At 71.8% G+C, this 20,820-nt stretch carries 18 protein-coding genes; 7 read left to right on the top strand and 11 right to left on the bottom strand.

Translation table 11 applies throughout. From position 1 onward, the window contains the following. Positions 1 to 18 precede the first annotated feature (18 nt). A complete protein-coding gene (locus ACSU6L_RS26890) occupies positions 19 to 1,239 on the top strand; it encodes an MFS transporter (RefSeq protein ID WP_437060818.1) in 1,221 nt (406 codons plus the stop codon). 79 nt (positions 1,240 to 1,318) lie between these two features. On the opposite strand, the gene ACSU6L_RS26895 is transcribed toward ACSU6L_RS26890, so the two are convergent. Genes ACSU6L_RS26895 through ACSU6L_RS26905 form a run of 3 tightly spaced genes read right to left on the bottom strand, consistent with a single transcriptional unit; the run spans position 1,319 to position 4,427 of the window. After that, a complete protein-coding gene (locus ACSU6L_RS26895; RefSeq protein ID WP_437060820.1) occupies positions 1,319 to 3,079 on the bottom strand; it encodes an NAD+ synthase in 1,761 nt (586 codons plus the stop codon). A 59-nt stretch (positions 3,080 to 3,138) separates the two neighbouring features. Continuing rightward, positions 3,139 to 3,765 (bottom strand): DUF305 domain-containing protein, encoded by a 627-nt coding sequence (locus ACSU6L_RS26900; RefSeq protein ID WP_437060822.1) that lies wholly within the window; start codon positions 3,763 to 3,765, stop codon positions 3,139 to 3,141. After that, entirely contained in the window at positions 3,762 to 4,427 is a 666-nt protein-coding gene (locus ACSU6L_RS26905) for a DUF3105 domain-containing protein (protein WP_437060824.1), read from the bottom strand. Before ACSU6L_RS26905 ends, ACSU6L_RS26900 begins: the two co-directional genes overlap by 4 nt. A 380-nt stretch (positions 4,428 to 4,807) precedes the next feature. Between ACSU6L_RS26905 and glnA the strand changes: the two genes are divergently transcribed. Then, positions 4,808 to 6,169 carry a type I glutamate--ammonia ligase gene (gene glnA / locus ACSU6L_RS26910; RefSeq protein WP_073943004.1) on the top strand — a complete coding sequence of 454 codons (1,362 nt, stop codon included), beginning with the start codon at positions 4,808 to 4,810 and terminating at the stop codon, positions 6,167 to 6,169. A 57-nt stretch (positions 6,170 to 6,226) separates the two neighbouring features. Here glnA and ACSU6L_RS26915 read toward each other — a convergent pair whose 3' ends face one another. Both ACSU6L_RS26915 and ACSU6L_RS26920 read right to left on the bottom strand, forming a co-directional pair. Next, a complete protein-coding gene (locus tag ACSU6L_RS26915) occupies positions 6,227 to 6,781 on the bottom strand; it encodes a hypothetical protein (RefSeq protein ID WP_437060826.1) in 555 nt (184 codons plus the stop codon). Between the two features lie 237 nt (positions 6,782 to 7,018). After that, a complete protein-coding gene (locus ACSU6L_RS26920) occupies positions 7,019 to 7,759 on the bottom strand; it encodes an NIPSNAP family protein (protein WP_437060828.1) in 741 nt (246 codons plus the stop codon). A gap of 106 nt (positions 7,760 to 7,865) precedes the next feature. Here ACSU6L_RS26920 and ACSU6L_RS26925 point away from each other — a divergent pair, with 106 nt between their 5' ends. Next, on the top strand, positions 7,866 to 8,981 hold the full coding sequence (locus ACSU6L_RS26925; protein ID WP_437060830.1) for a helix-turn-helix transcriptional regulator: 1,116 nt from the start codon (positions 7,866 to 7,868) through the stop codon (positions 8,979 to 8,981). On the opposite strand, the gene ACSU6L_RS26930 is transcribed toward ACSU6L_RS26925, so the two are convergent. From ACSU6L_RS26930 to ACSU6L_RS26940, 3 genes are all read right to left on the bottom strand, one after another. After that, positions 8,933 to 9,790, bottom strand: coding sequence for a hypothetical protein (locus ACSU6L_RS26930; protein WP_437060832.1), 858 nt, complete (start codon positions 9,788 to 9,790; stop codon positions 8,933 to 8,935). The two genes, ACSU6L_RS26925 and ACSU6L_RS26930, sit on opposite strands and share 49 nt — an antisense overlap. A 152-nt stretch (positions 9,791 to 9,942) precedes the next feature. Then, on the bottom strand, positions 9,943 to 10,392 hold the full coding sequence (locus ACSU6L_RS26935) for a VOC family protein (protein ID WP_437065075.1): 450 nt from the start codon (positions 10,390 to 10,392) through the stop codon (positions 9,943 to 9,945). Positions 10,393 to 10,443: 51 nt separating this feature from the next. Continuing rightward, a complete protein-coding gene (locus tag ACSU6L_RS26940) occupies positions 10,444 to 10,959 on the bottom strand; it encodes a pyridoxamine 5'-phosphate oxidase family protein (protein ID WP_437060834.1) in 516 nt (171 codons plus the stop codon). 157 nt (positions 10,960 to 11,116) lie between these two features. On the opposite strand from ACSU6L_RS26940, the gene ACSU6L_RS26945 reads away from it, so the two are divergent. Beyond that, positions 11,117 to 14,116: a bifunctional [glutamine synthetase] adenylyltransferase/[glutamine synthetase]-adenylyl-L-tyrosine phosphorylase gene (locus ACSU6L_RS26945; RefSeq protein WP_437060836.1), complete on the top strand. Its 3,000-nt coding sequence runs from the start codon at positions 11,117 to 11,119 to the stop codon at positions 14,114 to 14,116. Here ACSU6L_RS26945 and ACSU6L_RS26950 read toward each other — a convergent pair. Continuing rightward, positions 14,101 to 15,009, bottom strand: a complete 909-nt coding sequence (locus ACSU6L_RS26950; RefSeq protein ID WP_437060838.1) for a DMT family transporter — start codon at positions 15,007 to 15,009, stop codon at positions 14,101 to 14,103. The two genes, ACSU6L_RS26945 and ACSU6L_RS26950, sit on opposite strands and share 16 nt — an antisense overlap. A gap of 91 nt (positions 15,010 to 15,100) precedes the next feature. Here ACSU6L_RS26950 and ACSU6L_RS26955 point away from each other — a divergent pair, with 91 nt between their 5' ends. Further along, positions 15,101 to 15,997, top strand: a complete 897-nt coding sequence (locus ACSU6L_RS26955; RefSeq protein WP_437065077.1) for a LysR family transcriptional regulator — start codon at positions 15,101 to 15,103, stop codon at positions 15,995 to 15,997. A 9-nt stretch (positions 15,998 to 16,006) separates the two neighbouring features. On the opposite strand, the gene ACSU6L_RS26960 is transcribed toward ACSU6L_RS26955, so the two are convergent. Together ACSU6L_RS26960 and ACSU6L_RS26965 are read right to left on the bottom strand one after the other, a co-directional pair. Further along, on the bottom strand, positions 16,007 to 16,894 hold the full coding sequence (locus tag ACSU6L_RS26960; protein ID WP_437060840.1) for a phosphatase PAP2 family protein: 888 nt from the start codon (positions 16,892 to 16,894) through the stop codon (positions 16,007 to 16,009). A gap of 131 nt (positions 16,895 to 17,025) precedes the next feature. Beyond that, positions 17,026 to 18,060: a LacI family DNA-binding transcriptional regulator gene (locus ACSU6L_RS26965; RefSeq protein WP_437060842.1), complete on the bottom strand. Its 1,035-nt coding sequence runs from the start codon at positions 18,058 to 18,060 to the stop codon at positions 17,026 to 17,028. Between the two features lie 370 nt (positions 18,061 to 18,430). On the opposite strand from ACSU6L_RS26965, the gene ACSU6L_RS26970 reads away from it, so the two are divergent. Together ACSU6L_RS26970 and ACSU6L_RS26975 are read left to right on the top strand one after the other, a co-directional pair. After that, on the top strand, positions 18,431 to 19,702 hold the full coding sequence (locus tag ACSU6L_RS26970; RefSeq protein ID WP_073942993.1) for an extracellular solute-binding protein: 1,272 nt from the start codon (positions 18,431 to 18,433) through the stop codon (positions 19,700 to 19,702). Positions 19,703 to 19,809: 107 nt separating this feature from the next. Next, positions 19,810 to 20,811, top strand: coding sequence for a carbohydrate ABC transporter permease (locus ACSU6L_RS26975; RefSeq protein WP_437060845.1), 1,002 nt, complete (start codon positions 19,810 to 19,812; stop codon positions 20,809 to 20,811). The last annotated feature ends 9 nt before the right edge of the window (positions 20,812 to 20,820 follow it).

The raw sequence follows: 20,820 nt of genomic DNA on the forward strand, positions 1-20,820 counted from the left end.
TCGAAAGGCGATGCCTTCATGCCCCTGGCCCTGCTCGCCCTGGCCGTAGGTGCCTTCGGTATCGGCACGACCGAATTCGTGATGATGGGCCTGCTGCCCGAAGTCGCGGCCGACCTGCACATATCCATCCCCAGCGCCGGACACCTCGTGTCCGCCTACGCCCTCGGTGTCGTCATCGGCGCCCCGCTGCTCGCGGCGCTCACCGCGCGCCTGTCCCGCCGCGCCGTCCTGATCGGCCTCATGATCCTCTTCGTCGCGGGCAACGCCTTGTCGGCGTTCGCCCCCGACGAGCACTACCTGCTCGCCGCCCGCTTCCTCAGCGGCCTCCCGCACGGCGCGTTCTTCGGCGTCGGCGCGGTCGTCGCGACCACCCTGGTCGCGCCCGAACGCAAGGCCCGCTCCGTCTCGCTGATGTTCCTCGGCCTGACCGTCGCCAACATCGCCGGCGTCCCCGTCGCCACGCTCATGGGCCAGCACCTCGGCTGGCGCGCCACCTTCCTCGGCGTCAGCGCGATCGGCCTGGCGGCGATCGCGTCCCTGGCCCTGCTGATCCCGCGCGACACGGCGACGGCCCCCGCGGCAGGCCTGCGCGGCGAACTGGCCGCCCTGCGCTCGCTCCCCGTCTGGCTGGCGCTCGGCACCACGGTCGCGGGCTTCGGCGCGCTCTTCGCCGCGTACAGCTACATCACGCCGATGCTCACCGACTCCGCGGGCTACGCCGAGACCAGCGTGACCGTGCTGCTGGCCCTGTTCGGCGTCGGCGCGACGGTGGGCAACCTGCTGGGCGGCCGCCTCGCCGACCACGCGATGCGCGCCACCCTGTTCGGCGGCCTGATCGCCCTGGCGGCGGTCCTCGCCGCGTTCCCCCTGCTGATGCGGACCGGGTGGACCGCGGCGCTCGCGGTGGCCCTCCTCGGCACGGCAGCCTTCGTCACCGGCTCCCCGCTCCAGCTGATGGTCATGGAGAAGGCCGCCGCGGCCCCCTCCCTCGCCTCCTCCGCCAACCAGGCCGCCTTCAACCTCGCCAACGCCGGCGGCGCCTGGATCGGCGGCCTCGCCCTGGCCGCGGGCTTCGGCACCACGTCCCCCGCCCTCGCGGGCGCCCTGCTGGCGGTCCTTGGCCTCGCGGTCGCGGCGATCGCCTACGCGGTCGACCACCGCCGCACCGCCCCCCAGCCGGGCCGGGAACTGCTGGTGGCGGGCCGCATGCCGGCGGAGACCGAGTCCGTGCGCGGCTGAGCCGCCACGGCGGCCGCGGGCGGCACACACGAAGGGGCCGGCGGCACACCCGGCCCCTTCCGCTCACCCGTCCTGCCGGTCACCCGGGGGTCGTCTCCCGCCAGCCGTTCGTGATCGGCAGCCGGCGGTCCTTGCCGAAGCCCTTCGGGGAGATCTTCGTGCCCGGCGGGTACTGGCGGCGCTTGTACTCGGCGGTGTCCACCAGGCGCAGGGTGCGGGCCACCAGCTCCGGGTCGAAGCCGGCCGCGACGATGGTGGCGGCGCCCTCGTCGCGGTCCACGTAGCGTTCCAGGATGGCGTCGAGGACCGGGTAGTCCGGCAGGGAGTCGGTGTCCACCTGGCCGGGGCGCAGCTCGGCGCTCGGGGGCTTGGTGATGGAGTTCTCCGGGATGGGCGGGGTCTCGCCGCGCTCCTCGGCCGCCTTGTTGCGCCACTCGGCGAGGCGGAAGACGGACGTCTTGTAGACGTCCTTGATGGGGCCGTACGCGCCGACCGAGTCGCCGTACAGCGTCGAGTAGCCGACGGCCAGCTCGGACTTGTTGCCGGGGGCCAGCACGATGTGGCCCTCCTGGTTGGAGACGGCCATCAGCAGCGTGCCGCGCAGGCGGGACTGGAGGTTCTCCTCGGCGAGACCGGTCAGGCCCAGCGAGTCCATGTACGCGTCGAACATCGGGGCGATCGGGACCGTGCGGAAGTTCAGGCCGGTACGGCGGGCCAGCTCCGCCGCGTCGTCCCTGGAGTGCGCGGAGGAGTACTTCGACGGCATGGACACGCCGTACACGTTCTCCGGGCCCACCGCGTCGCAGGCGATCGCGGCGACCAGGGCCGAGTCGATCCCGCCGGACAGGCCGACGAGGACGGAGCGGAAGCCGTTCTTGGCGACGTACGCGCGCAGGCCCACGACCAGCGCCGAGTACACCTCCTCGTCGTCCTCCAGACGCCGCGCGTGACCGCCGGTGTACTCCGGCTCGTACGGCGGCAGGGGCTCCTCGGAGAGCACCAGGCGGTCGATGCGCAGACCGTCGTCGACCACGCCGTCCGGCGCGTCCGGCGCCGCGGCCGGCAGGTCCAGGTCGACGACCAGGCACTCCTCGGCGAACTGCGCGGCACGGGCGACGACCTCGCCGCTCGTGTCGACCACGATCGAGTCGCCGTCGAACACCAGCTCGTCCTGGCCGCCCATCATGGCGAGGTAGGCGGTGGTGCAGCCGGCCTCCTGGGCGCGCTTGCGGACCAGCTCCAGCCGGGTGTCGTCCTTGTCGCGCTCGTACGGCGAGGCGTTGACGGAGATCAGCAGGCCGGCCTTGGCGGAGCGGGCCGCCGGCACCCGGCCGCCGTCCTGCCACAGGTCCTCGCAGATGGCCAGCGCGATGTCGACGCCGTGCAGCCGCAGCACCGGCATGGTGTCGCCGGGCACGAAGTAGCGGAACTCGTCGAAGACGCCGTAGTTCGGCAGGTGGTGTTTGGCGAAGGTGAGCGCGACCTCGCCGCGGTGCAGCAGCGCCGCCGCGTTCTGCGGGGCGCCGGCCGGCTGGCCGTACTTCGGCTGGGCGGTCTCGGAGCGGTCCAGGTAGCCGACGATCACCGGCAGCTCCCCGAAGCCCTCCTCGGCGAGCCGCGCGGCGAGCGAGCGCAGAGCCGTGCGGGACGCCTCGACGAACGAGGACCGCAGGGCCAGGTCCTCGACGGGATACCCGGTCAGCGCCATCTCCGGGAACGCCACCAGGTGCGCTCCCCGCTCGGCGGAGTGCCGGGTCCAGCGGAGGATCGATTCCGCGTTACCGGCGAGGTCGCCGACGCGCGCGTCGATCTGGTTCAGGGCGAGGCGAAGTCGAGGCACGCGCCCAGTGTAATCGTCAAAGCGACGCGATGGGGTGGTGAGCGAGTGAGCCGGCTCGCTCAGCGTGCCTTCGCGCCCCGCTCTGCCAGCATGTCGGCCATCAGGTCGATCTCCGACTGCTGCGCCTCGACCATGCCCTGGGCCAGCTGCTTCTCCACGTCGACCGTGCACGCCGAGACACAGCCCTCGGCCATGTGGATGCCGCCCCGGTGGTGCTCCGTCATCAGCTTCAGGAAGTAGACCTCGGCGGCCTTGCCGTTCAGCTCGCCGAGCTTCGCCAGTTCCTCGTCGGTCGCCATGCCCGGCATCAGCGAGCCGTCGCCCTTCGCCGGGGCGTCGCCCATGCCCATCCAGCTCATCGGCGGGTCCGCGGACACCTTCGGCAGGCGCCACAGGTCCAGCCAGCCCAGCAGCATGCCGCGCTGGTTGGCCTGGGTCTGGGCGACGTCGTACGCGAGGCGCCGCACCTCCTCGTCCTCGGTGCGGTCGCGCACGATGTACGACATCTCCACGGCCTGCTGGTGGTGCACCGCCATGTCACGCGCGAAGCCGGCGTCCGCGGAGTCGGCGGCGGGCGGCTCGACACCGGACCCGCCGTCCGAGGCGACCGCGTAGGTGATCGCGCCGGCCGCGACGAGCGCCGCCGCCGCGGCGCCCGCGATCCAGCCGGCCTGCGCCTGCCTCACTGCGCGAGACCGCCGGTGCAGGCGGCGCCCTTCTCGGGGGTCTGCTCGCCCTGCACGTACGTCTGGAAGAACTTGTCGACGTTCGCGTCGTCCGCGCCGGTCACCGTCCGCTGGTGGCCCCAGGCGGTCAGCATGATCGGGTCTTTCTGCTTCTCGTCCGGGCTCATCAGCGTGTACGGCGTCTTCTTGACCTTCTCGGCCAGCTTCTCGACGTCGGCCTTGTCGGCCTTGCTGTTGTACGTGACCCAGACCGCGCCGTGCTCCAGCGAGTGCACGGCGTTCACGTTGTTCAGTTCCTCGGTGTAGACGTCACCGTTGCAGTTCATCCAGGCCTGGTGGTGGTCGCCGCCGACCGGTGGCTCCATCGAGTACTTGACGTCCGTCTTGACGTGGTTGCGGGAGAGTGTCCCCTCCCACTTGCGCACCCCGTCCGAGCCGGTGACGAACTTACCGGTGGTCTTGTCGTCGCTCGCCGAGTTGCCGGAGTCGTCGGACTGCGACCGGACGAGCACGACGCCGCCCACGACGAGACCGGCGACGATCACCACGCTCGCGCCGATGGCTAGGAACCGGTTGCGGCGCTCGCGGGCCTGCTCGGCACGCCGCATCTCGGCTATGCGTGCCTGGCGTGCCGCGCTGTTCTTGTTCTTGGCGGAACCCATGGGGCTGGCCCTTCTGGGGAACGGGAGACGGACGGGTGCGCTGATCGTAATGGGGGACAGCGGTCATCTCGTAGGGAGGTCACGGGAATGGCCCGCGGAACAGCACCTGGAATGGCCGGTTCCGCACCTGGCGGCGGAGGGCGCGGAGCGGGCCCGGCGCCGGCTGCCGATCAGCCATTACGGATGGCGGGACGAGCAGGCAAGATGGGCTGCAGCGCCGTACATCTGCCGTACCCGAGCCGTTCAGACCGGGGTCGGCCGGCCGATCAAGGTCCGCAACGCGCATGAAATGGTGTTGTGGTGGGATGCTCAGGTGCCCGACCGCCTCCCGGTGGTGCGCGGGGCAGGCGGCCTGACCAGCAAGGATGGGGAAGCGGAAGATGGACAAGCAGCAGGAGTTCGTGCTCCGGACGTTGGAGGAGCGCGACATCCGGTTCGTACGCCTGTGGTTCACGGACGTGCTGGGCTTCCTCAAGTCCGTTGCCGTGGCCCCGGCCGAACTGGAGCAGGCCTTCGACGAGGGCATCGGCTTCGACGGCTCCGCGATCGAGGGCTTCGCCCGGGTCTACGAGTCCGACATGATCGCCAAGCCGGACCCCTCCACCTTCCAGGTCCTGCCGTGGCGCGCGGAGGCCCCCGGCACGGCCCGGATGTTCTGCGACATCCTCATGCCCGACGGCTCCCCGTCCTTCGCGGACCCGCGTTACGTGCTGAAGCGCGCCCTGGCCCGCACCTCCGACCTGGGCTTCACCTTCTACACGCACCCGGAGATCGAGTTCTTCCTCCTGAAGAACCGCCCGCTGGACGGCTCACGCCCCACCCCGGCCGACAACTCCGGCTACTTCGACCACACCCCGCAGAACATCGGCATGGACTTCCGCCGCCAGGCGATCACCATGCTGGAGTCCATGGGCATCTCGGTCGAGTTCTCCCACCACGAGGGCGCGCCCGGCCAGCAGGAGATCGACCTGCGGTACGCCGACGCGCTGTCCACGGCCGACAACATCATGACGTTCCGCCTGGTCATGAAGCAGGTGGCGCTGGAGCAGGGCGTCCAGGCGACCTTCATGCCGAAGCCGTTCTCCGAGCACCCCGGCAGCGGCATGCACACCCACCTGTCCCTCTTCGAGGGCGACCGCAACGCGTTCTACGAGTCCGGCGCCGAGTACCAGCTCTCCAAGGTCGGCCGCTCCTTCATCGCGGGCCTCCTGCGCCACGCCGCCGAGATCTCCGCGGTCACCAACCAGTGGGTCAACTCCTACAAGCGCATCTGGGGCGGCTCCGAGCGCACCGCCGGCGCGGGCGGCGAGGCCCCCTCCTACATCTGCTGGGGCCACAACAACCGCTCGGCCCTGGTCCGCGTCCCGATGTACAAGCCGGGCAAGACCGGCTCCGCCCGCGTCGAGGTCCGCTCCCTCGACTCCGGCGCCAACCCCTACCTGGCCTACGCCGTCCTGCTGGCCGCCGGCCTCAAGGGCATCGAGGAGGGCTACGAGCTGCCGCCGGGCGCCGAGGACGACGTCTGGGCCCTGTCCAACGCCGAGCGCCGCGCGATGGGCATCGAACCCCTCCCGCAGAACCTCGGCGAGGCCCTGACCCTGATGGAGAGCAGCGACCTCGTCGCCGAGACCCTGGGCGAACACGTCTTCGACTTCTTCCTGCGCAACAAGCGCCAGGAGTGGGAGGAGTACCGCTCCGAGGTCACCGCGTTCGAGCTGCGGAAGAACCTGCCGGTGCTGTAGCTCTCGCGCCCTTCGACGCCCCGGTCCCGGGGCAGCGGCCTCGCGGCCGGCCCCGGGTCAGGCGGACGGGCTCCGCGTCAGTCTGGCCACCTGCTTGTCGACCAGGGCGTCGAGCGGGAAGGGGTCGGCGTGCTCCGTGCCGCGGTCGCTGATATCGGCGGTGAGGGAGCCCACCCGTACAACGACGTGGCGGTCGGTCAGGGTGGTGCCGTCCGGGCCTTCCATGCTCAGCTCGAAGGCGACGGCCTCGTCACCGAGCGCCGGGGCCGCCGACACGGCGACCCGTGAGTTCAGCTTGCCTTCGGGGGTCTGTCCCCGAAGCGACTCGCAGCTCTCCAGCCCCTCCTCCAGCCGCCGGAACTGCTCCTGTGCTCCGGTACCGCTGTAGGAGGCCAGCCACGTCCGGGCGCTCCAGCGTTCGTCCTGCCACCAGTCCTGGATGACGGACGTGGACGCGTCGTGCATGACGAGGGTGTCGAGCACCTTCTGGCAGTCCGGGCCGTCCGCCGCGATGCGCGGGTACTCGGGCGCCGGAGCCTGCTCGGACATGCCGTCGGTCTGCGGCATGTCCGTGTCCCGCAGCAGCAGGGACCTCAGCTGCGGGGTCGTCAACGGCCGCGACTCCGAAGGCGACGGGGAGGGGGCGGCGGACTTCGACGGCGATGCCGTCGCCGGCACCCCCCGTGCCCCGGACGACTCCTCTCCCAGGCACCCGCACAGGACGAACACCCCGGCGACCATCGCGGCACTCGCCGCGCCCACACGCCTTGCCCCCACTGCCACTCCCCGATCCGGTTCCCCTGGACGCGTAGACGGTACGGCCCGGCGACACGAGCGGCGGTACCGGGGTCAGGAGACGAGCGAACGGCCTGTGGGCGCCAGCCGCAGGGTCCGGGGGGCCTCGGTCTGCTCTCGCTCCAGGGCGCGGAGGATCCCGTCCCGTACACGGGGGTGGGCCAGTACGGCGGCGAGGTGCCGCCGGTGGGCGCTCTCATCGCGGTACGAGGTGAGGACCACGGCGACGTTCTCCCCGGTGCGGACAGGCAGCCTGGGGAAGGTGTTGGGTGCCGTCTCGGTGGTAAGGGCCGCGAGCGGGGCGGGCCCGGTCTCCGCGAGCGCGGGCAGGAGGCCGTCCCGGATCAGGGTGATGCCGTGGTGCCGGTCGCGCGGGAAGGACCACACGGTGGCGGCCACGAACCGGGCCGGCGCCGGCGAACCGGCCGGGGCCCGCTCGGGCGGGGAGACGGCGAGACCGCTCCCGTCCGACAGGGGGCGCAGCAGCAGGACGTCGTCGGAGTCGGTCATTGTCGCGTTGGCCCGGGGGCCGTGCTCGGCCCAGACGGGGCCGCCGTAGAAGGACGTCAGCGCCCGGTGCCGTACGTTCATGTCGCGGAAGCCGCGCAGCCAGACGAAGCGGTCCGGATCGTCGAGGTCCCGGAACTGGCCGAGCACGACCATCCCGGTCTCCTCCTGGGGCTCGACGAACTCCCGGTCGAACAGCTCGATGAGCTCGTCGCGCCGGCCGGGCCGCAGCGTGTACTGGCGCAGCTCGATCACGGCGGGGCGGTCGACGGGGGCGGTGGAGGGCACGGCGGGCTCCTGGTGGTGGTCGTCGCGTTCAGCGGGCGCGAGCCGACGGTAGGGGAGCCGTGTGCCAGGAGCTGTCAGGGTTTCGGCCGCCGTGGAGAATGCGGCCATGTCTGCCGGTCGACTGCTGTCGGTGCTGCTGTTGCTGCAATCCCGGGGCCGCGTGTCCGCGCGAGGGCTCGCCGAGGAGCTGGGCGTGTCCGTGCGCACCGCCTACCGTGACCTGGTGCGGCTGCAGGCCGCCGGCGTGCCGGTCTACGCGGAGACCGGGCGGGGCGGCGGATACCGGCTGGTCGACGGCTACCGCACCCGTCTGACCGGGCTGAGCGAGGGCGAGGCGCGGGCACTGTTCCTCGCCGGGCTGCCCGGCCCCGCCGCCGACCTGGGGCTCGCGGAGGAGGTGGCGGCGGCACGGCTGAAGCTGCTGGCCGCGCTGCCGGCGGGGCTGCGCGAGGAGGCCGTGCGGACCGCCGCGGTGTTCCACCTGGACGCTCCCGGCTGGTACCGGGAGCCCGAGCCGACGCCGCGTCTTCCGCTGTTCGTCGACGCGGTGCTCACCCGGCGGGCGGTGGACGTGCGCTACCGCCGCTGGCGCGCGCCGCAGGAGGTGCGTCGCCGGCTGCGCCCGTACGGCCTGGTGCTCAAGTCCGGCACCTGGTACCTCGTGGCCGCCGCGAAGGACGGGACCGCGAAGGACCGGGCCGCGAAGGACCGGGCCGCGAAGGACCGGGCCGCGAAGGACCGGGCCGCGGAAGACCGGACGGCGAACGATCGGGCCGCGAGCGACCGTGCCGCGACGTACCGCGTGACCCAGGTCCTGGACGCCGTGCTGAGCGACGAGCGGTTCGACCGGCCGCCGGGTTTCGACCTCGGCGCGTACTGGGCCTCCTACCTGGAGGACTTCCGGAGCCGTCGCTACACCGGCACGGCCACCGTCCGCCTGTCCCCACGGGGACGCCGGCGCCTGCCCGACAACGTCCCGCCGGAGGTGGTGCGGGCCGTCGACGACACCGCGACCGCCGTCGGCGAGGACGGCTGGGTCGAGGCGGTCATCCCCATCGAGAGCACCGATCACGCCTGCGGCGAGCTGCTGCGGCTCGGCGTGGACGTCGAGGTCGTCGCGCCGGCCGGGCTGCGCCGGGCCATGGCCGACACGGTCGGCGTGCTCGCCAGGGCCTACGGATCCGACGCCTGGGCGGCGTCCGCGTCCCCCTGGGACTCCTGAGGCCTCTTGGTGATCTTGGGCATGCGTTCCCCGGGCGACCGGCGCAGCAGCTTCAGGGAGCGGCCCTCCACCCAGGCGTTCCACGCCTTGAGGTAGTAGAGCAGGTGCTCACGTGAGTCGTCCTTGCGGCGATGGCGTTTGCCGGCCGCCATGCCGAGCATCGTGTTGCGCAGGATCAGACGGGGGTCGGCCTCGGAGAGGCCCGCGCCGCTGAGCAGGCCGTCGTACCAGGGGGTCTGGTCGATGTCGGGGCGTTCGCGGGAGGTCACGTACCAGCCGATCGACGCGGCCGTGACCGTGACACGTGAGGCGCGGTGGATGGCGATGCCGCGGTTGATGGCCTCCCGCATGTCGGGATGCTGCTCCAGGATCGTCAGCAGCTGGTCGTTGGAGACCTGCGACGAGCCGCCCGACCAGTGGGCGTCCGGGGAGGTCAGGAAGAGCTGGAGGCCGCGCAGGGCGGCCGCCAGGTGGTTGCTGTTGGCCTCGCCGGCCAGGGAGAGCGCGTCCCGGCCGGTGCGCTTGCGGCCGGTGTCCATCACGGTGAACGCGGCCCTCGGCACGCCGTGCGCGACGAGCATGTCCACCGCCCGGCCCGCCTTGACCACCGCGTGCAGCCGGTGCTGACCGTCGACCAGCTTGCCCTGTTCGTCGAAAGCGATGCCCTGGTGGGTGAGTTTCCACTCGCCGCGCTCGATGGCCCGGGTGAGGTGGGTGACCGTCGGCCGGCTCAGGGGGCGGTTGGAGGTGTTGAGCTCCAGCCACTCCTGAGCCAGATCGGGCGTGACGGTCCGCACTTCGGTGTGCAATGGGGCTCCTTGTGCATCAACTCGCCCTGAAACAGGCGTTGTCGGGCGATGCTAGCGGCAGCCGCGGGCCCGGGAGGGCGATTGCGGAAACCACGTACACGGCGGCCCCGGATGTGGTGTCCTGGCCGGTCAGGGACGGTTCGCGGTCACTACTACTGCTGCTGCTTCCGCGCCAGCTCCGCCAGCACCCGGTACAGCGGTTCCGTGGCCCGCCGCCGGTACTCCTGGATCGACCAGCCGTTGCCGTCGGGGTCGGCGAAGTACATGAACGTCGCCCCGTCGTCCGGCGCGTACCGCACCGGCTCCGACACCTCCAGGCCCCGCTCGACCAGCTCCGCGCGGGCCGCCTCGATGTCGGCGACGCACAGCTGGAGCCCCTGGTAGGAGCCCGGCGCCGGCGTCGGGCCCTTGGTCAGCTCCCAGAGGCTGTCGCCGAGGGCGATGGAGCAGCCGGAGCCGGGCGGAGTCAGCTGGACGATCCGCATCCCCGGCATGACCTCCGCGTCGATGTCCACGTGGAAGCCGACCTTGTCCCGGTAGAAGTCCCGGGCGCGGTCGACGTCGCTCACGGGCAGCGGGATCACTTCCAGGGTGAGGTCCATGGTGAGGTCCATGTACGAGACTCCTTCGCCGGCGCCGGACGTCCTGCAGACCTACGACTCGAACCGCCAGCGCGTCTGGCTGAACGGCTCCCCCTTACCGAAGCCGAAAACCGTGCGGGGCGCCACCGCGTAGACGGCGGCCCGCCCGGGGCCGTGGTGGAAATACCCGTCCCGTACCTCGAAGTGCCAGAAGTCGCCGTACTTCGTCTCCCACGCCGCCGCCAGCTCGCGCAGCCGGCCGTCGTCCGTCACGCGCACCGCCTCGCCCTCGACGACCACGTCGTAGCCCTGGTTCCAGGTGTTGGTGCCGGTCGTCAGCACCACCCGCGGGTTCTCCGCCAGGTTGCGCGCCTTGCGTTCCTCCGGTCCCGTGCAGAAGTGCAGCGCGCCCGCCGACCACACGGCCGGGACCGGCGTCACGTGCGGGCGCCCGTCCGGTCGTACCGTCGAGATCCAGAACAGCTCGGCCGCGGCCAGCAGCGACTCGGCGCGCGGCCACGGTGTCGCGGTGGCCTTCTCGTCGCTGTACCGCGCGTCGAGCCGGGTGTGCGGGTGTCCGTCGGTCATGGTCGATCCTCCCGGTCTAACGTCCCTGCCTCACGTGTCACGAGTAGAGACCCGGTCCACCCGTCGAACTCATCGCGGCCCGCGCACCCCACTGCGGTTAGGCTCGGCTCGTACGACGGTGATCTCGTACGACGGGATCCGGAACGGGAGGCCTGGGATGACGGCGCCGGGGCGCAGAAGCAGTACCTTCACGCGGCTGCTGCGGCACGGCTTCACCGACGCCACCGCCGCCGAACGGCTACTGGACAGCGACGAGCTCGCGCCGGTGCGCAACGACCCCGTCCTGCTGGAGGCACTGGGCGCCACCGCCGACCCGGATCTGGCCCTGCGCGGCCTGCTGCGCCTGCTGGAGGCGCAGCCGGCTCCCGCCGACCGCCGGGAACTGCTCGACACGGTGATAGCGGCGAAGCCGCTGCGCGACCGGCTGCTGGGAGTGCTCGGCGCCTCCGCCGCGCTCGGCGAGCACCTGGCCCGGCACGCCGGTGACTGGCGGGCGCTCGCCAGGTACGAGCCACGTGACCTGCACCCCGGCGTGGAGGAGTTCGAGCGGGGCCTGGCGGCGGCGTCCGACCCCGTCGCCCTGCGGGTCGCGTACCGGCGCTGCCTGCTCTCCATCGCCGCCCGGGACGTGTGCGGCACCACCGATGTCGCCGACACCGCCGGTGAACTGGCAGACCTGGCCACCGCCACCCTGCGCGCGGCACTGCGCCAGGCCCGCGCGGACGCGCCCGAGGACGCCGCGATGTGCCGGCTCGCGGTGATCGCGATGGGCAAGTGCGGCGGTCACGAGCTGAACTACGTCTCCGACGTGGACGTCATCTTCGTCGGCGAGGCCGCGGAGGGCGCCGACGAGAGCAAGGCGCTCAAGGCGGCCACCAAGCTCGCCTCGCACATGATGCGGATCTGCTCGGAGACCACCGTCGAGGGGTCGATCTGGCCGGTCGATGCCAATCTGCGGCCCGAGGGCCGCAACGGTCCCCTCGTGCGCACCCTCAGCAGCCATCTCGCCTACTACCAGCGCTGGGCCAAGACCTGGGAGTTCCAGGCCCTGCTCAAGGCGCGCCCGGTCGCCGGCGACCGGGAGCTGGGCGAGCAGTACATCGCGGCCGTGGCGCCGCTGGTGTGGCAGGCGGCCGAGCGGGAGAACTTCGTCGCCGACGTGCAGAAGATGCGGCGGCGCGTGGTGGAGAACATCCCCGTCGCCGAGGTCGACCGGGAGCTGAAGCTGGGGCCCGGCGGGCTCCGGGACGTCGAGTTCGCCGTCCAGCTGCTGCAGCTGGTGCACGGGCGGGCGGACGCCACGCTGCGCAGCGGCACCACCCTGCACGCCCTGCGGGCGCTGGCCGCGGGCGGGTACGTGGGACGCGCCGACGCCACCCAGCTGGAGGACGCGTACCGCTTCCTGCGCTCCATGGAGCACCGCATCCAGCTGTACCGGCTGCGCCGCACCCACCTGGTCCCCGAGGCCGAGGACGACCAGCGGCGCCTCGGCCGGTCGCTGGGCCTGCGCACCGACCCGGTGGCCGAGCTGAACCGCGAGTGGAGGCGGCACGCCGCCGTCGTACGCCGGCTGCACGAGAAGCTGTTCTACCGGCCGCTGCTCGACGCGGTCGCGCAGCTCGCCCCCGGCGAGGCCCGGCTCAGCCCCGAGGCGGCCCGCGAACGCCTGGTCGCCCTCGGCTACGCCGACCCGGCCGCCGCCCTGCGCCACCTGGAGGCGCTGGCCTCCGGCGTCACCCGCAAGGCCGCCATCCAGCGCACCCTGCTGCCGGTGCTGCTGGGCTGGTTCGCGGACTCCGCCGACCCCGACGCGGGCCTGCTCAACTTCCGCAAGGTGTCGGACGCGCTCGGCAAGACGCCCTGGTACCTGCGGCTGCTGCGGGACGAGGGCGCCGCCGCGCAGAACCTCGCCCGGGTGCTGTCCGCCGGCCGGCTCGCCCCCGACCTGCTGATGCGCGCCCCGGAGGCGGTGGCGCTGCTCGGCGACGGCGACGGCGCGGGACTGGAGCCGCGTACGCGCGCCCATCTGGAGCAGGAGATCCTCGCCGCCGTGGGCCGCGCCGGGAACGGCGAGCAGGCGGTCACCGCGGCGCGCGGCGTACGCCGCCGGGAGCTGTTCCGTACGGCCGCCGCCGACATCGTCGGCTCCTACGGCACCGAGGACCGGCCCGCCGAGGCCGATCAGGGCGCCCTGGTGGACCGGGTGGGCGCGGCCGTGTCCGACCTGACCGCCGCGACCCTCGCGGGCACCCTGCGCGCCGTGGTCCGCGAGGGCTGGGGCGACACCCTGCCGACCCGGTTCGCGGTGATCGGCATGGGCCGCTTCGGCGGTCACGAGCTGGGCTACGGCTCCGACGCGGACGTGCTGTTCGTGCACGAGCCCAGGGAGGGCGTGGACGAGCGCGAGGCCGGTGACGCCGCGAACCGTGTCGTCGCCGAGATGCGCCGGCTGCTCCAGGTGCCCAGCGCCGACCCGCCCCTGCTGATCGACGCGGACCTGCGCCCCGAGGGCAAGTCCGGGCCGCTCGTACGGTCCCTGAAGTCGTACGAGGCGTACTACCGCCGCTGGTCCCTGGTCTGGGAGTCACAGGCGCTGCTGCGGGCGGAACCGGTGGCCGGCGACGCGGACCTGGGCCGCCGGTTCGTCGAGCTGATCGACCCGCTGCGCTACCCCGCCCGCGGGCTCGACGACGACGCCGTACGCGAGATCCGCCGGCTGAAGGCCCGCATGGAGTCCGAGCGGCTGCCCCGGGGCGTCGACCCCAAGCTGCACGCCAAGCTCGGGCCGGGCGGCCTGTCCGACGTCGAGTGGACCGTCCAGCTCCTCCAGATGCGGCACGGCGCGGCCCACGAGGCGCTGCGCACACCGCGTACGCGCGAGGCGCTGGCGGCGGCCCGCGAGGCCGGTCTGATCTCCGCCGAGGACGCGGCGACCCTGGACGAGGCATGGGTGCTGGCCACCCGGGTGCGCAACGCGGTGATGCTGGTCAGGGGCCGGGCGGGGGACACCTTCCCGTCGGACGGCCGGGAGCTGGCGGCCGTGGGCCGGTACCTGGGGTACGGGCCGGGCCACGTGGGCGACATGCTCGACGCGTACCGGCGTACGACGCGGCTCGCGCGGGGCGTGGTGGAGGAGCTGTTCTACGGCGCGACGTGAGCCGCCCCCCGCCGGGGCGCCGCCGACCCGGCCCGCCGCGGCCGGCGGGTCAGCGCCACCCCCAGCAGGACGACCGCCATCCCCGCGACCACCCGCGCGCCGACGTCCTCGCCCAGCACCAGCGCCCCGAGCGACACCGACACCACCGGCAGCAGATAGCCGACCGTCGCCGCGGTCGTCGCGCCCTCGTCGGCGATGAGGCGGTAGTTGAGGTAGAAGGTCACGCCGGTGCCGAGCACACCGAGCGCGGTGACCGCCAGCAGCGCCGTGAGGTCGGCGTCGACCGGGCCGGCCACCGGCAGGGCGAGCCCGGTCCAGGCGGTGGCGGTCAGCAGCTGCGCCGCCGACAGCGCCAGCGGGGCCCGGCGGTCGCCGAGATGGCGGGCCATGTACGCGAACGCCACGGCGTAACTCGCGGCCGCGGCCAGCAGCGCCGCCGCGCCCCAGCTCAGCAGGCTCGAGCGCTGCCAGGGCGCGAAGATCAGCACCGTACCGGCGAAGCCGCACAGCAGGCCGGTCAGGCGCACCGGGCCGAGGCCGCGGTCGGTGCCGAGCAGGAGGCCGATGAGCAGGGACCACAGGGGCGTGGTGGCGTTCAGGACGCCCGCGACACCCGAGTCGACGGTCTGCTGACCCAGGCTGAACAGGGCGAACGGCAGGGCGTTGCAGAACAGCGCGGCCACCACGAGATGACGCCACGTGGCGCGGGCGCGGGGCAGCCGCTGGCCGGCCCGGCGGGCCAGGAGGAGCAGTACGGCGGTGCCGAGGGCGCACCGGGCGATGGTGATCTGGGCGGGGGACAGGCCGTGGGTGAGCGCGACCTTGATCCACAGGAAGGCGGAGCCCCACAGGAGGGCGAGGGCGGCCATACGGAGGGTGGAGGCGAGGGGCATGGCTCCACGGTCCGCGCCGGATTGCTTCAGGACAAGTGAAGAGTTCTTACGCTCCTTTAAGCTCGACTGCATGCGGCTCGATGTGCGACGAATGCAGGTGCTGCGGGCCGTCGTCGGCACCGGATCGGTGACCGCGGCGGCCGCGCGGCTCGGTTACACGCCCTCCGCGGTCAGCCAGCAGATCGCGGCACTGGAGAAGGAGGCCGGCACGGAACTGCTGGAGCGGGTGGGGCGCGGGGTGCGGCCCACGGCGGCCGGCGTGCTGCTGACCGAGCACGCCGACGCGATCGCCCGGCGGGTCGCCGAGGCCGAGACCGCGCTCGCCGATCTGCTGGCGGGACGCACCGGGCGGCTGTCGGTGCGGTACTTCGCGACGGCCGGGGCGGCACTGGTCGCCCCGGCGGTGGCCCGGCTGCGGGCGCTGCATCCGGGAGTGCGGGTCGAACTGCGGCTGGCGGACGCCCGAGATCCGCTGCCGGACGTCAGGGAGGGGCGGGCGGACCTGGCCCTGGTGGTCGGGCGGCCGGAGACGGCCGGCCAGGACGACGGCGTACGGCTGCTGCGGCTGCTGGACGACCCCTACCTCGCCGTGCTGCCCAAGGGCCACCCGCTGGCCGCCCGCCGCAGCGTGGACCTGGCGGAGCTGGCGGAGGAGCCCTGGGTGGGCAGCGAGTGGCCGGGACCGTGCCTCGACGCACAGCTCGCCGCCTGCGAGGCGGCGGGGTTCCGGCCCCGCTTCGTGGTCGACAGCGAGGACTACGCCACCGCCCAGGGCTTCGTCGCGGCGGGCCTGGGCGTCACCCTGATCCCCCGCCTCGGCCTCGGCGGCCGCCACCCGGACGTCGCGGTACGCCGCCTGCGCTCCCCGGAACCGGCCCGCACCATCAGCGTCGCCCTGCGAGCCACGGCACCCCCGCAACCGGCCATGGCCTCTTTCATCGAGGCACTGAGGGAGGCGGCGCAGACCGGCGTGAGCACGGCCGGGTGACGCCGGCCCTTACGCCTTGGTCGGCAGGAACGCCCGCCTCGTCGTGGGCGCCGGCGTCGGCGCCAGCCTCGGCAGGGCGTGCGGAAGGGCGCCGTACCAGACCCGGACCACGCCGTAGCCGAAGCCCAGGCAGAGGATTCCGCCCACCGCGTCCAGCCAGAAGTGGTTGGCGGTGGCGACGATGACGACGAGGGTGGCGGCCGGGTAGAGCAGGCCCAGGACGCGCGCCCAGGGCACGGCGGCCAGCGCGAAGATGGTCAGGCCGCACCACAGGGACCAGCCGATGTGCATCGACGGCATCGCCGCGTACTGGTTCGACATGTTCTTCAGGTCGCCGGACGCCATCGAGCCCCACGTCTGGTGGACCAGGACGGTGTCGACGAAGTGGCCGCCGTTCATCAACCGGGGCGGGGCGAGCGGATACAGGTAGTAGCCGACCAGGGCCACGCCCGTCGTCGCGAACAGCACCAGCCGGGTCGCCGCGTAGCGGCCGGGATGACCGCGGTACAGCCATACGAGCACGCCGAGCGTCACCACGAAATGCAGTGTGGCGTAGTAGTAGTTCATGCCCACGACCAGCCAAGTCACCGCGTTGACCGCGTGGTTGACCGTCTGTTCGACGGCGATGCCGAGCTGTTGCTCGGTCTTCCAGATCCAGTCCGCGTTGCGCAGCGCCGCCACCTTCTGCTCCGGTACGGCATTGCGGATCAGCGAGTACGTCCAGTAACTCACCGCGATCAGCAGGATCTCGAACCACAGCCGGGGGCGGCGCGGGGTGCGCAGTCGACGCAGTACGCTCTGTTCGGTCTTGCCCGATTCGTCCGCGACAGCGTCCGCGACGGGTTGCGGAACGGCCTCTTCTCGGCCTTCCAGTGTCGTCACGGTCGTCTCACCCATGGGCACAGAGTCTGCCAGAAAAGCGTTCCCTCACCGATCATCCCCCGGTCGGGTTCCGGTCGCACGTTCTCCGCCGTACGGACACCTGCTCGTACTGCGGGAGCACGGCGCCCGGCCTCGCACACTCCGCCTTACGGACGATTTCGGTCCCCAGGGGCCGAAGCGGTCGAACCGCGCACCACCAGTTCCGGCATGAACACGAACTCGCTGTGCGGCGCGGGCGTCCCGCCGATCTCCTCCAGCAGCGTGCGCACCGCGGCCTGGCCCATAGCCGGCACCGGCTTGCGGACCGTGGTCAGCGGCGGGTCGGTGAAGGCGATCAGCGGGGAGTCGTCGAAGCCGACGACGGAGATGTCCTTCGGGACGTCGAGGCCGAGCTGACGGGCCGCGCGTATCGCCCCCAGGGCCATCATGTCGCTGGCGCACACCACGGCCGTGCAGTCCCTGCCGATCAGCGCGGTCGCGGCGGCCTGGCCGCCCTCCAGGGTGTACAGCGAGTGCTGGATCAGCTCGGACTCGACCACCTCCGCGGACAGCCCCAACTGGTCCTGCACGGCCCGCACGAACCCCTCGATCTTGCGCTGCACCGGCACGAACCGCTTCGGGCCGAGCGCGAGCCCGATCCGGGTGTGACCGAGCGAGGCGAGATGCGTGACCGCCAGCGTCATCGCCGCGCGGTCGTCGGGCGAGATGAACGGCGCCTGCACCTTCGGCGAGAAGCCGTCGACGAGCACGAACGGCACACCCTGCGCCCGCAGCTGCTCGTAGCGCTGCATGTCGGCGGTGGTGTCGGCGTGCAGGCCGGAGACGTAGATGATGCCCGCGACCCCGCGGTCCACCAGCATCTCGGTCAGCTCGTCCTCGGTCGAGCCGCCGGGGGTCTGGGTGGCGAGCACCGGGGTGTAGCCCTGCCGGGTCAGCGCCTGTCCGATGACCTGGGCGAGGGCCGGGAATATCGGGTTCTCCAGCTCGGGCGTGATCAGGCCCACGAGACCGGCGCTGCGCTGCCGCAGGCGCACCGGACGCTCGTAGCCCAGGACGTCGAGCGCGGCCAGCACGGACTGGCGGGTGGTGGCGGCGACGCCGGGCTTCCCGTTGAGGACGCGGCTGACGGTCGCTTCGCTCACCCCCGCCTGCGCAGCGATGTCCGCAAGCCGTGTGGTCACAGGGTGGGACTGTACCGGGCGGGTCTCGCCTTGCCCACCAACCGGACGCCGGGTGCGAGCGGCTGGTCGGCCCGCTCCGGGTTGCTGCGTCATCGCGTCGTCCCCTTGAAGTCTTGATCGGCCTCTGTTGAAACCATGTGGCAAGAGCTTGCAGAGTCTTGCACAACTCCGTCCGTCCCCGCTCAGTAGCGGTAGGTAGCGGTCTCGAGAAGGCCTACGGCGGGTCACGCGCGGATAACTTCCGAGACGTCTTGCACTTTTTTTCTGCAAGGTCTTTCGCAACTATTGCATCGCTGTTACGTTCACGTCGCCCGGCGGCCGCGATGGCGCAGTCGGTAGGTAAACGGGCTTTCACCCTCAAGGAGAACTCATGCGGCGTGGCATAGCGGCCACCGCGCTGGTGGCGTCCCTCGCTCTCGCGATGACGGCCTGCGGCGGAGACGGCGACAGCGGCGACAAGGCCGACGGGCCGGTCACCATCACCTGGTGGGACACCTCCAACGCCACCAACGAGGCGCCGACCTACCAGGCCTTGGTCAAGGAGTTCGAGGCCGCCAACAAGGACATCAAGGTCAAGTACGTCAACGTCCCGTTCGACCAGGCGCAGAACAAGTTCGACACCGCCGCCGGCTCGAAGGGTGCCCCGGACGTGCTGCGCTCCGAGGTCGGCTGGACCCCGGCGTTCGCCAAGAAGAGCTTCTTCCTGCCGCTGGACGGCACCGAGGCCCTCGCCGAGCAGGACAAGTTCAAGTCCAACCTGCTCGAGCAGGCCAAGTACGAGGGCAAGACCTACGGCGTCCCGTTCACCACGGACACCCTCGCCCTCGTCTACAACAAGGAGCTGTTCGAGAAGGCCGGCGTCGAGGCCCCCAAGACCTGGGACGACCTGAAGAAGGCCGCCGCCAAGATCAAGGCGAAGACCGGCGTCGACGGTTACTGGGGCTCCACCCAGGCCTACTACGCCCAGTCCTTCCTCTACGGCGAGGGCGCCGACACCGTCGACGTCGACGCCAAGAAGATCACGGTCACCTCGCCCGCCGCCAAGAAGGGCTATGGGACCTGGGAGAGCCTGTTCGACGGCAAGGGCCTGCACAAGGCCGACACCACCGCCGACGCCTACGCCCACATCCAGGAGGCGTTCGTGAACGGCAAGGTCGCCTCGATCATCCAGGGCCCGTGGGAGATCACCAACTTCTACAAGGGCTCCGCCTTCAAGGACAAGAACAACCTGGGCATCGCCACCGTCCCGGCCGGCTCCACCGGCAAGGCGGGCGCCCCGACCGGCGGTCACAACCTGTCCGTCTACGCGGGCTCGGACGAGGCGCACCAGAAGGCCGCGCTGAAGTTCGTGAACTTCATGACCTCCGCGAAGGCCCAGGAGACCATCGCCCTGAAGAACAACACGCTGCCGACCCGCGACGACGCCTACACCGAGCAGGTCAAGGCCGACCCGGGCATCGCCGGCTACCAGACGGTGCTCGCGGCCGCCCAGCCGCGCCCGGCGCTGCCCGAGTACAGCTCGCTGTGGGGCCCGCTCGACGACGAGCTGCTGAAGGTCGCCGGCGGCAAGGTGTCCCTGGACGAGGGCCTGGCCAACGCCGAGACGTCGATCGCCAAGCTGGTCCCGGACTTCAGCAAGTAAGCCGCGTGGCCGCCGGATCCTCCGTTTCAGAGGGGGAAGGATCCGGCGGCCGTCGGCCTGTGAGCCGTACTGACTGATCTGCCGAATCACTAGAAGGTTGTCGAACCATGACAGTCGCCATCGACCGTGCGACCGGCAAGCGGAGCGGTGACCGCGGTCCCCGGCCCGGGCTGGGCCGGCGCCTCAAGCTCAGCTACCAGAAGCACTGGTACGCCTACGCGATGATCGCCCCGGTGATCGTCGTCCTGGGCGCCCTGGTGCTGTACCCCCTTGCCTACGGCTTCTACCTGACGCTCACCGACGCCGACAGCCTGAACTCGGCGCGCACGATCGGTGTCAACGAGATCGAGGCCACCTACAAGTTCATCGGCATCGACAACTACGCCGACATCCTGTGGGGCGAGACCGCCTACGACCGCTTCTGGTCCCACTTCATCTGGACGATCGTGTGGACGGCGGCCTGTGTCGCCCTGCACTACTCCATCGGCCTCGGCCTCGCGCTGCTGCTCAACCAGAAGCTGCGCGGGCGCACCTTCTACCGGCTGATCCTGATCCTGCCCTGGGCCGTGCCGACGTTCACCACGGTCTTCGGCTGGCGCTTCATGCTCGCCGACACCGGCCTGATCAACTCCGTCCTCGACTTCCTGCACCTGCCGGCCCCGGCCTGGCTGGAGGACACCTTCTGGCAGCGGTTCGCCGCGATCATGGTCAACACCTGGTGCGGTGTGCCGTTCATGATGCTCTCGCTCCTCGGCGGTCTGCAGTCGATCGACAGCACCCTGTACGAGGCCTCCGAGATGGACGGCGCCAGCCGCTGGCAGCAGTTCCGCTACGTCACCCTGCCGGGCCTGCGCACGGTCAGCTCCACGGTGATCCTGCTCGGCGTGATCTGGACCTTCAACCAGTTCGCGATCATCTTCCTGCTGTTCGGCAACACCGCCCCGGAGGCGCAGATCCTGGTCACCTGGGCCTACCAGCTCGGCTTCGGACAGCAGCCGCGCGAGTTCGCCGAGTCGGCCGCCTACGGCATCCTGCTGCTGGGCATTCTGATCGTCTTCACCTCCTTCTACCGCCGCTGGCTGAACCGCGATGAGCAAGCCGCGATCTGAGGCAGGAGC

It is taken from the genome of Streptomyces sp. enrichment culture, from assembly GCF_964272855.1.
GTDB lineage: Bacteria > Actinomycetota > Actinomycetes > Streptomycetales > Streptomycetaceae > Streptomyces.

Excerpts from the sequence above, each read along its gene's own strand:
- ACSU6L_RS26890 (WP_437060818.1), top strand. The coding sequence starts at position 19 with ATGCCCCTGGCCCTGCTCGCCCTGGCCGTAGGTGCCTTCGGTATCGGC.
- ACSU6L_RS26905 (WP_437060824.1), bottom strand. The coding sequence starts at position 4,427 with ATGGGTTCCGCCAAGAACAAGAACAGCGCGGCACGCCAGGCACGCATA.
- glnA (WP_073943004.1), top strand. The coding sequence starts at position 4,808 with ATGGACAAGCAGCAGGAGTTCGTGCTCCGGACGTTGGAGGAGCGCGAC.
- ACSU6L_RS26925 (WP_437060830.1), top strand. The coding sequence starts at position 7,866 with ATGTCTGCCGGTCGACTGCTGTCGGTGCTGCTGTTGCTGCAATCCCGG.
- ACSU6L_RS26935 (WP_437065075.1), bottom strand. The coding sequence starts at position 10,392 with ATGGACCTCACCCTGGAAGTGATCCCGCTGCCCGTGAGCGACGTCGAC.
- ACSU6L_RS26940 (WP_437060834.1), bottom strand. The coding sequence starts at position 10,959 with ATGACCGACGGACACCCGCACACCCGGCTCGACGCGCGGTACAGCGAC.
- ACSU6L_RS26945 (WP_437060836.1), top strand. The coding sequence starts at position 11,117 with ATGACGGCGCCGGGGCGCAGAAGCAGTACCTTCACGCGGCTGCTGCGG.
- ACSU6L_RS26950 (WP_437060838.1), bottom strand. The coding sequence starts at position 15,009 with ATGCCCCTCGCCTCCACCCTCCGTATGGCCGCCCTCGCCCTCCTGTGG.
- ACSU6L_RS26955 (WP_437065077.1), top strand. The coding sequence starts at position 15,101 with ATGCAGGTGCTGCGGGCCGTCGTCGGCACCGGATCGGTGACCGCGGCG.
- ACSU6L_RS26960 (WP_437060840.1), bottom strand. The coding sequence starts at position 16,894 with ATGGGTGAGACGACCGTGACGACACTGGAAGGCCGAGAAGAGGCCGTT.
- ACSU6L_RS26970 (WP_073942993.1), top strand. The coding sequence starts at position 18,431 with ATGCGGCGTGGCATAGCGGCCACCGCGCTGGTGGCGTCCCTCGCTCTC.
- ACSU6L_RS26975 (WP_437060845.1), top strand. The coding sequence starts at position 19,810 with ATGACAGTCGCCATCGACCGTGCGACCGGCAAGCGGAGCGGTGACCGC.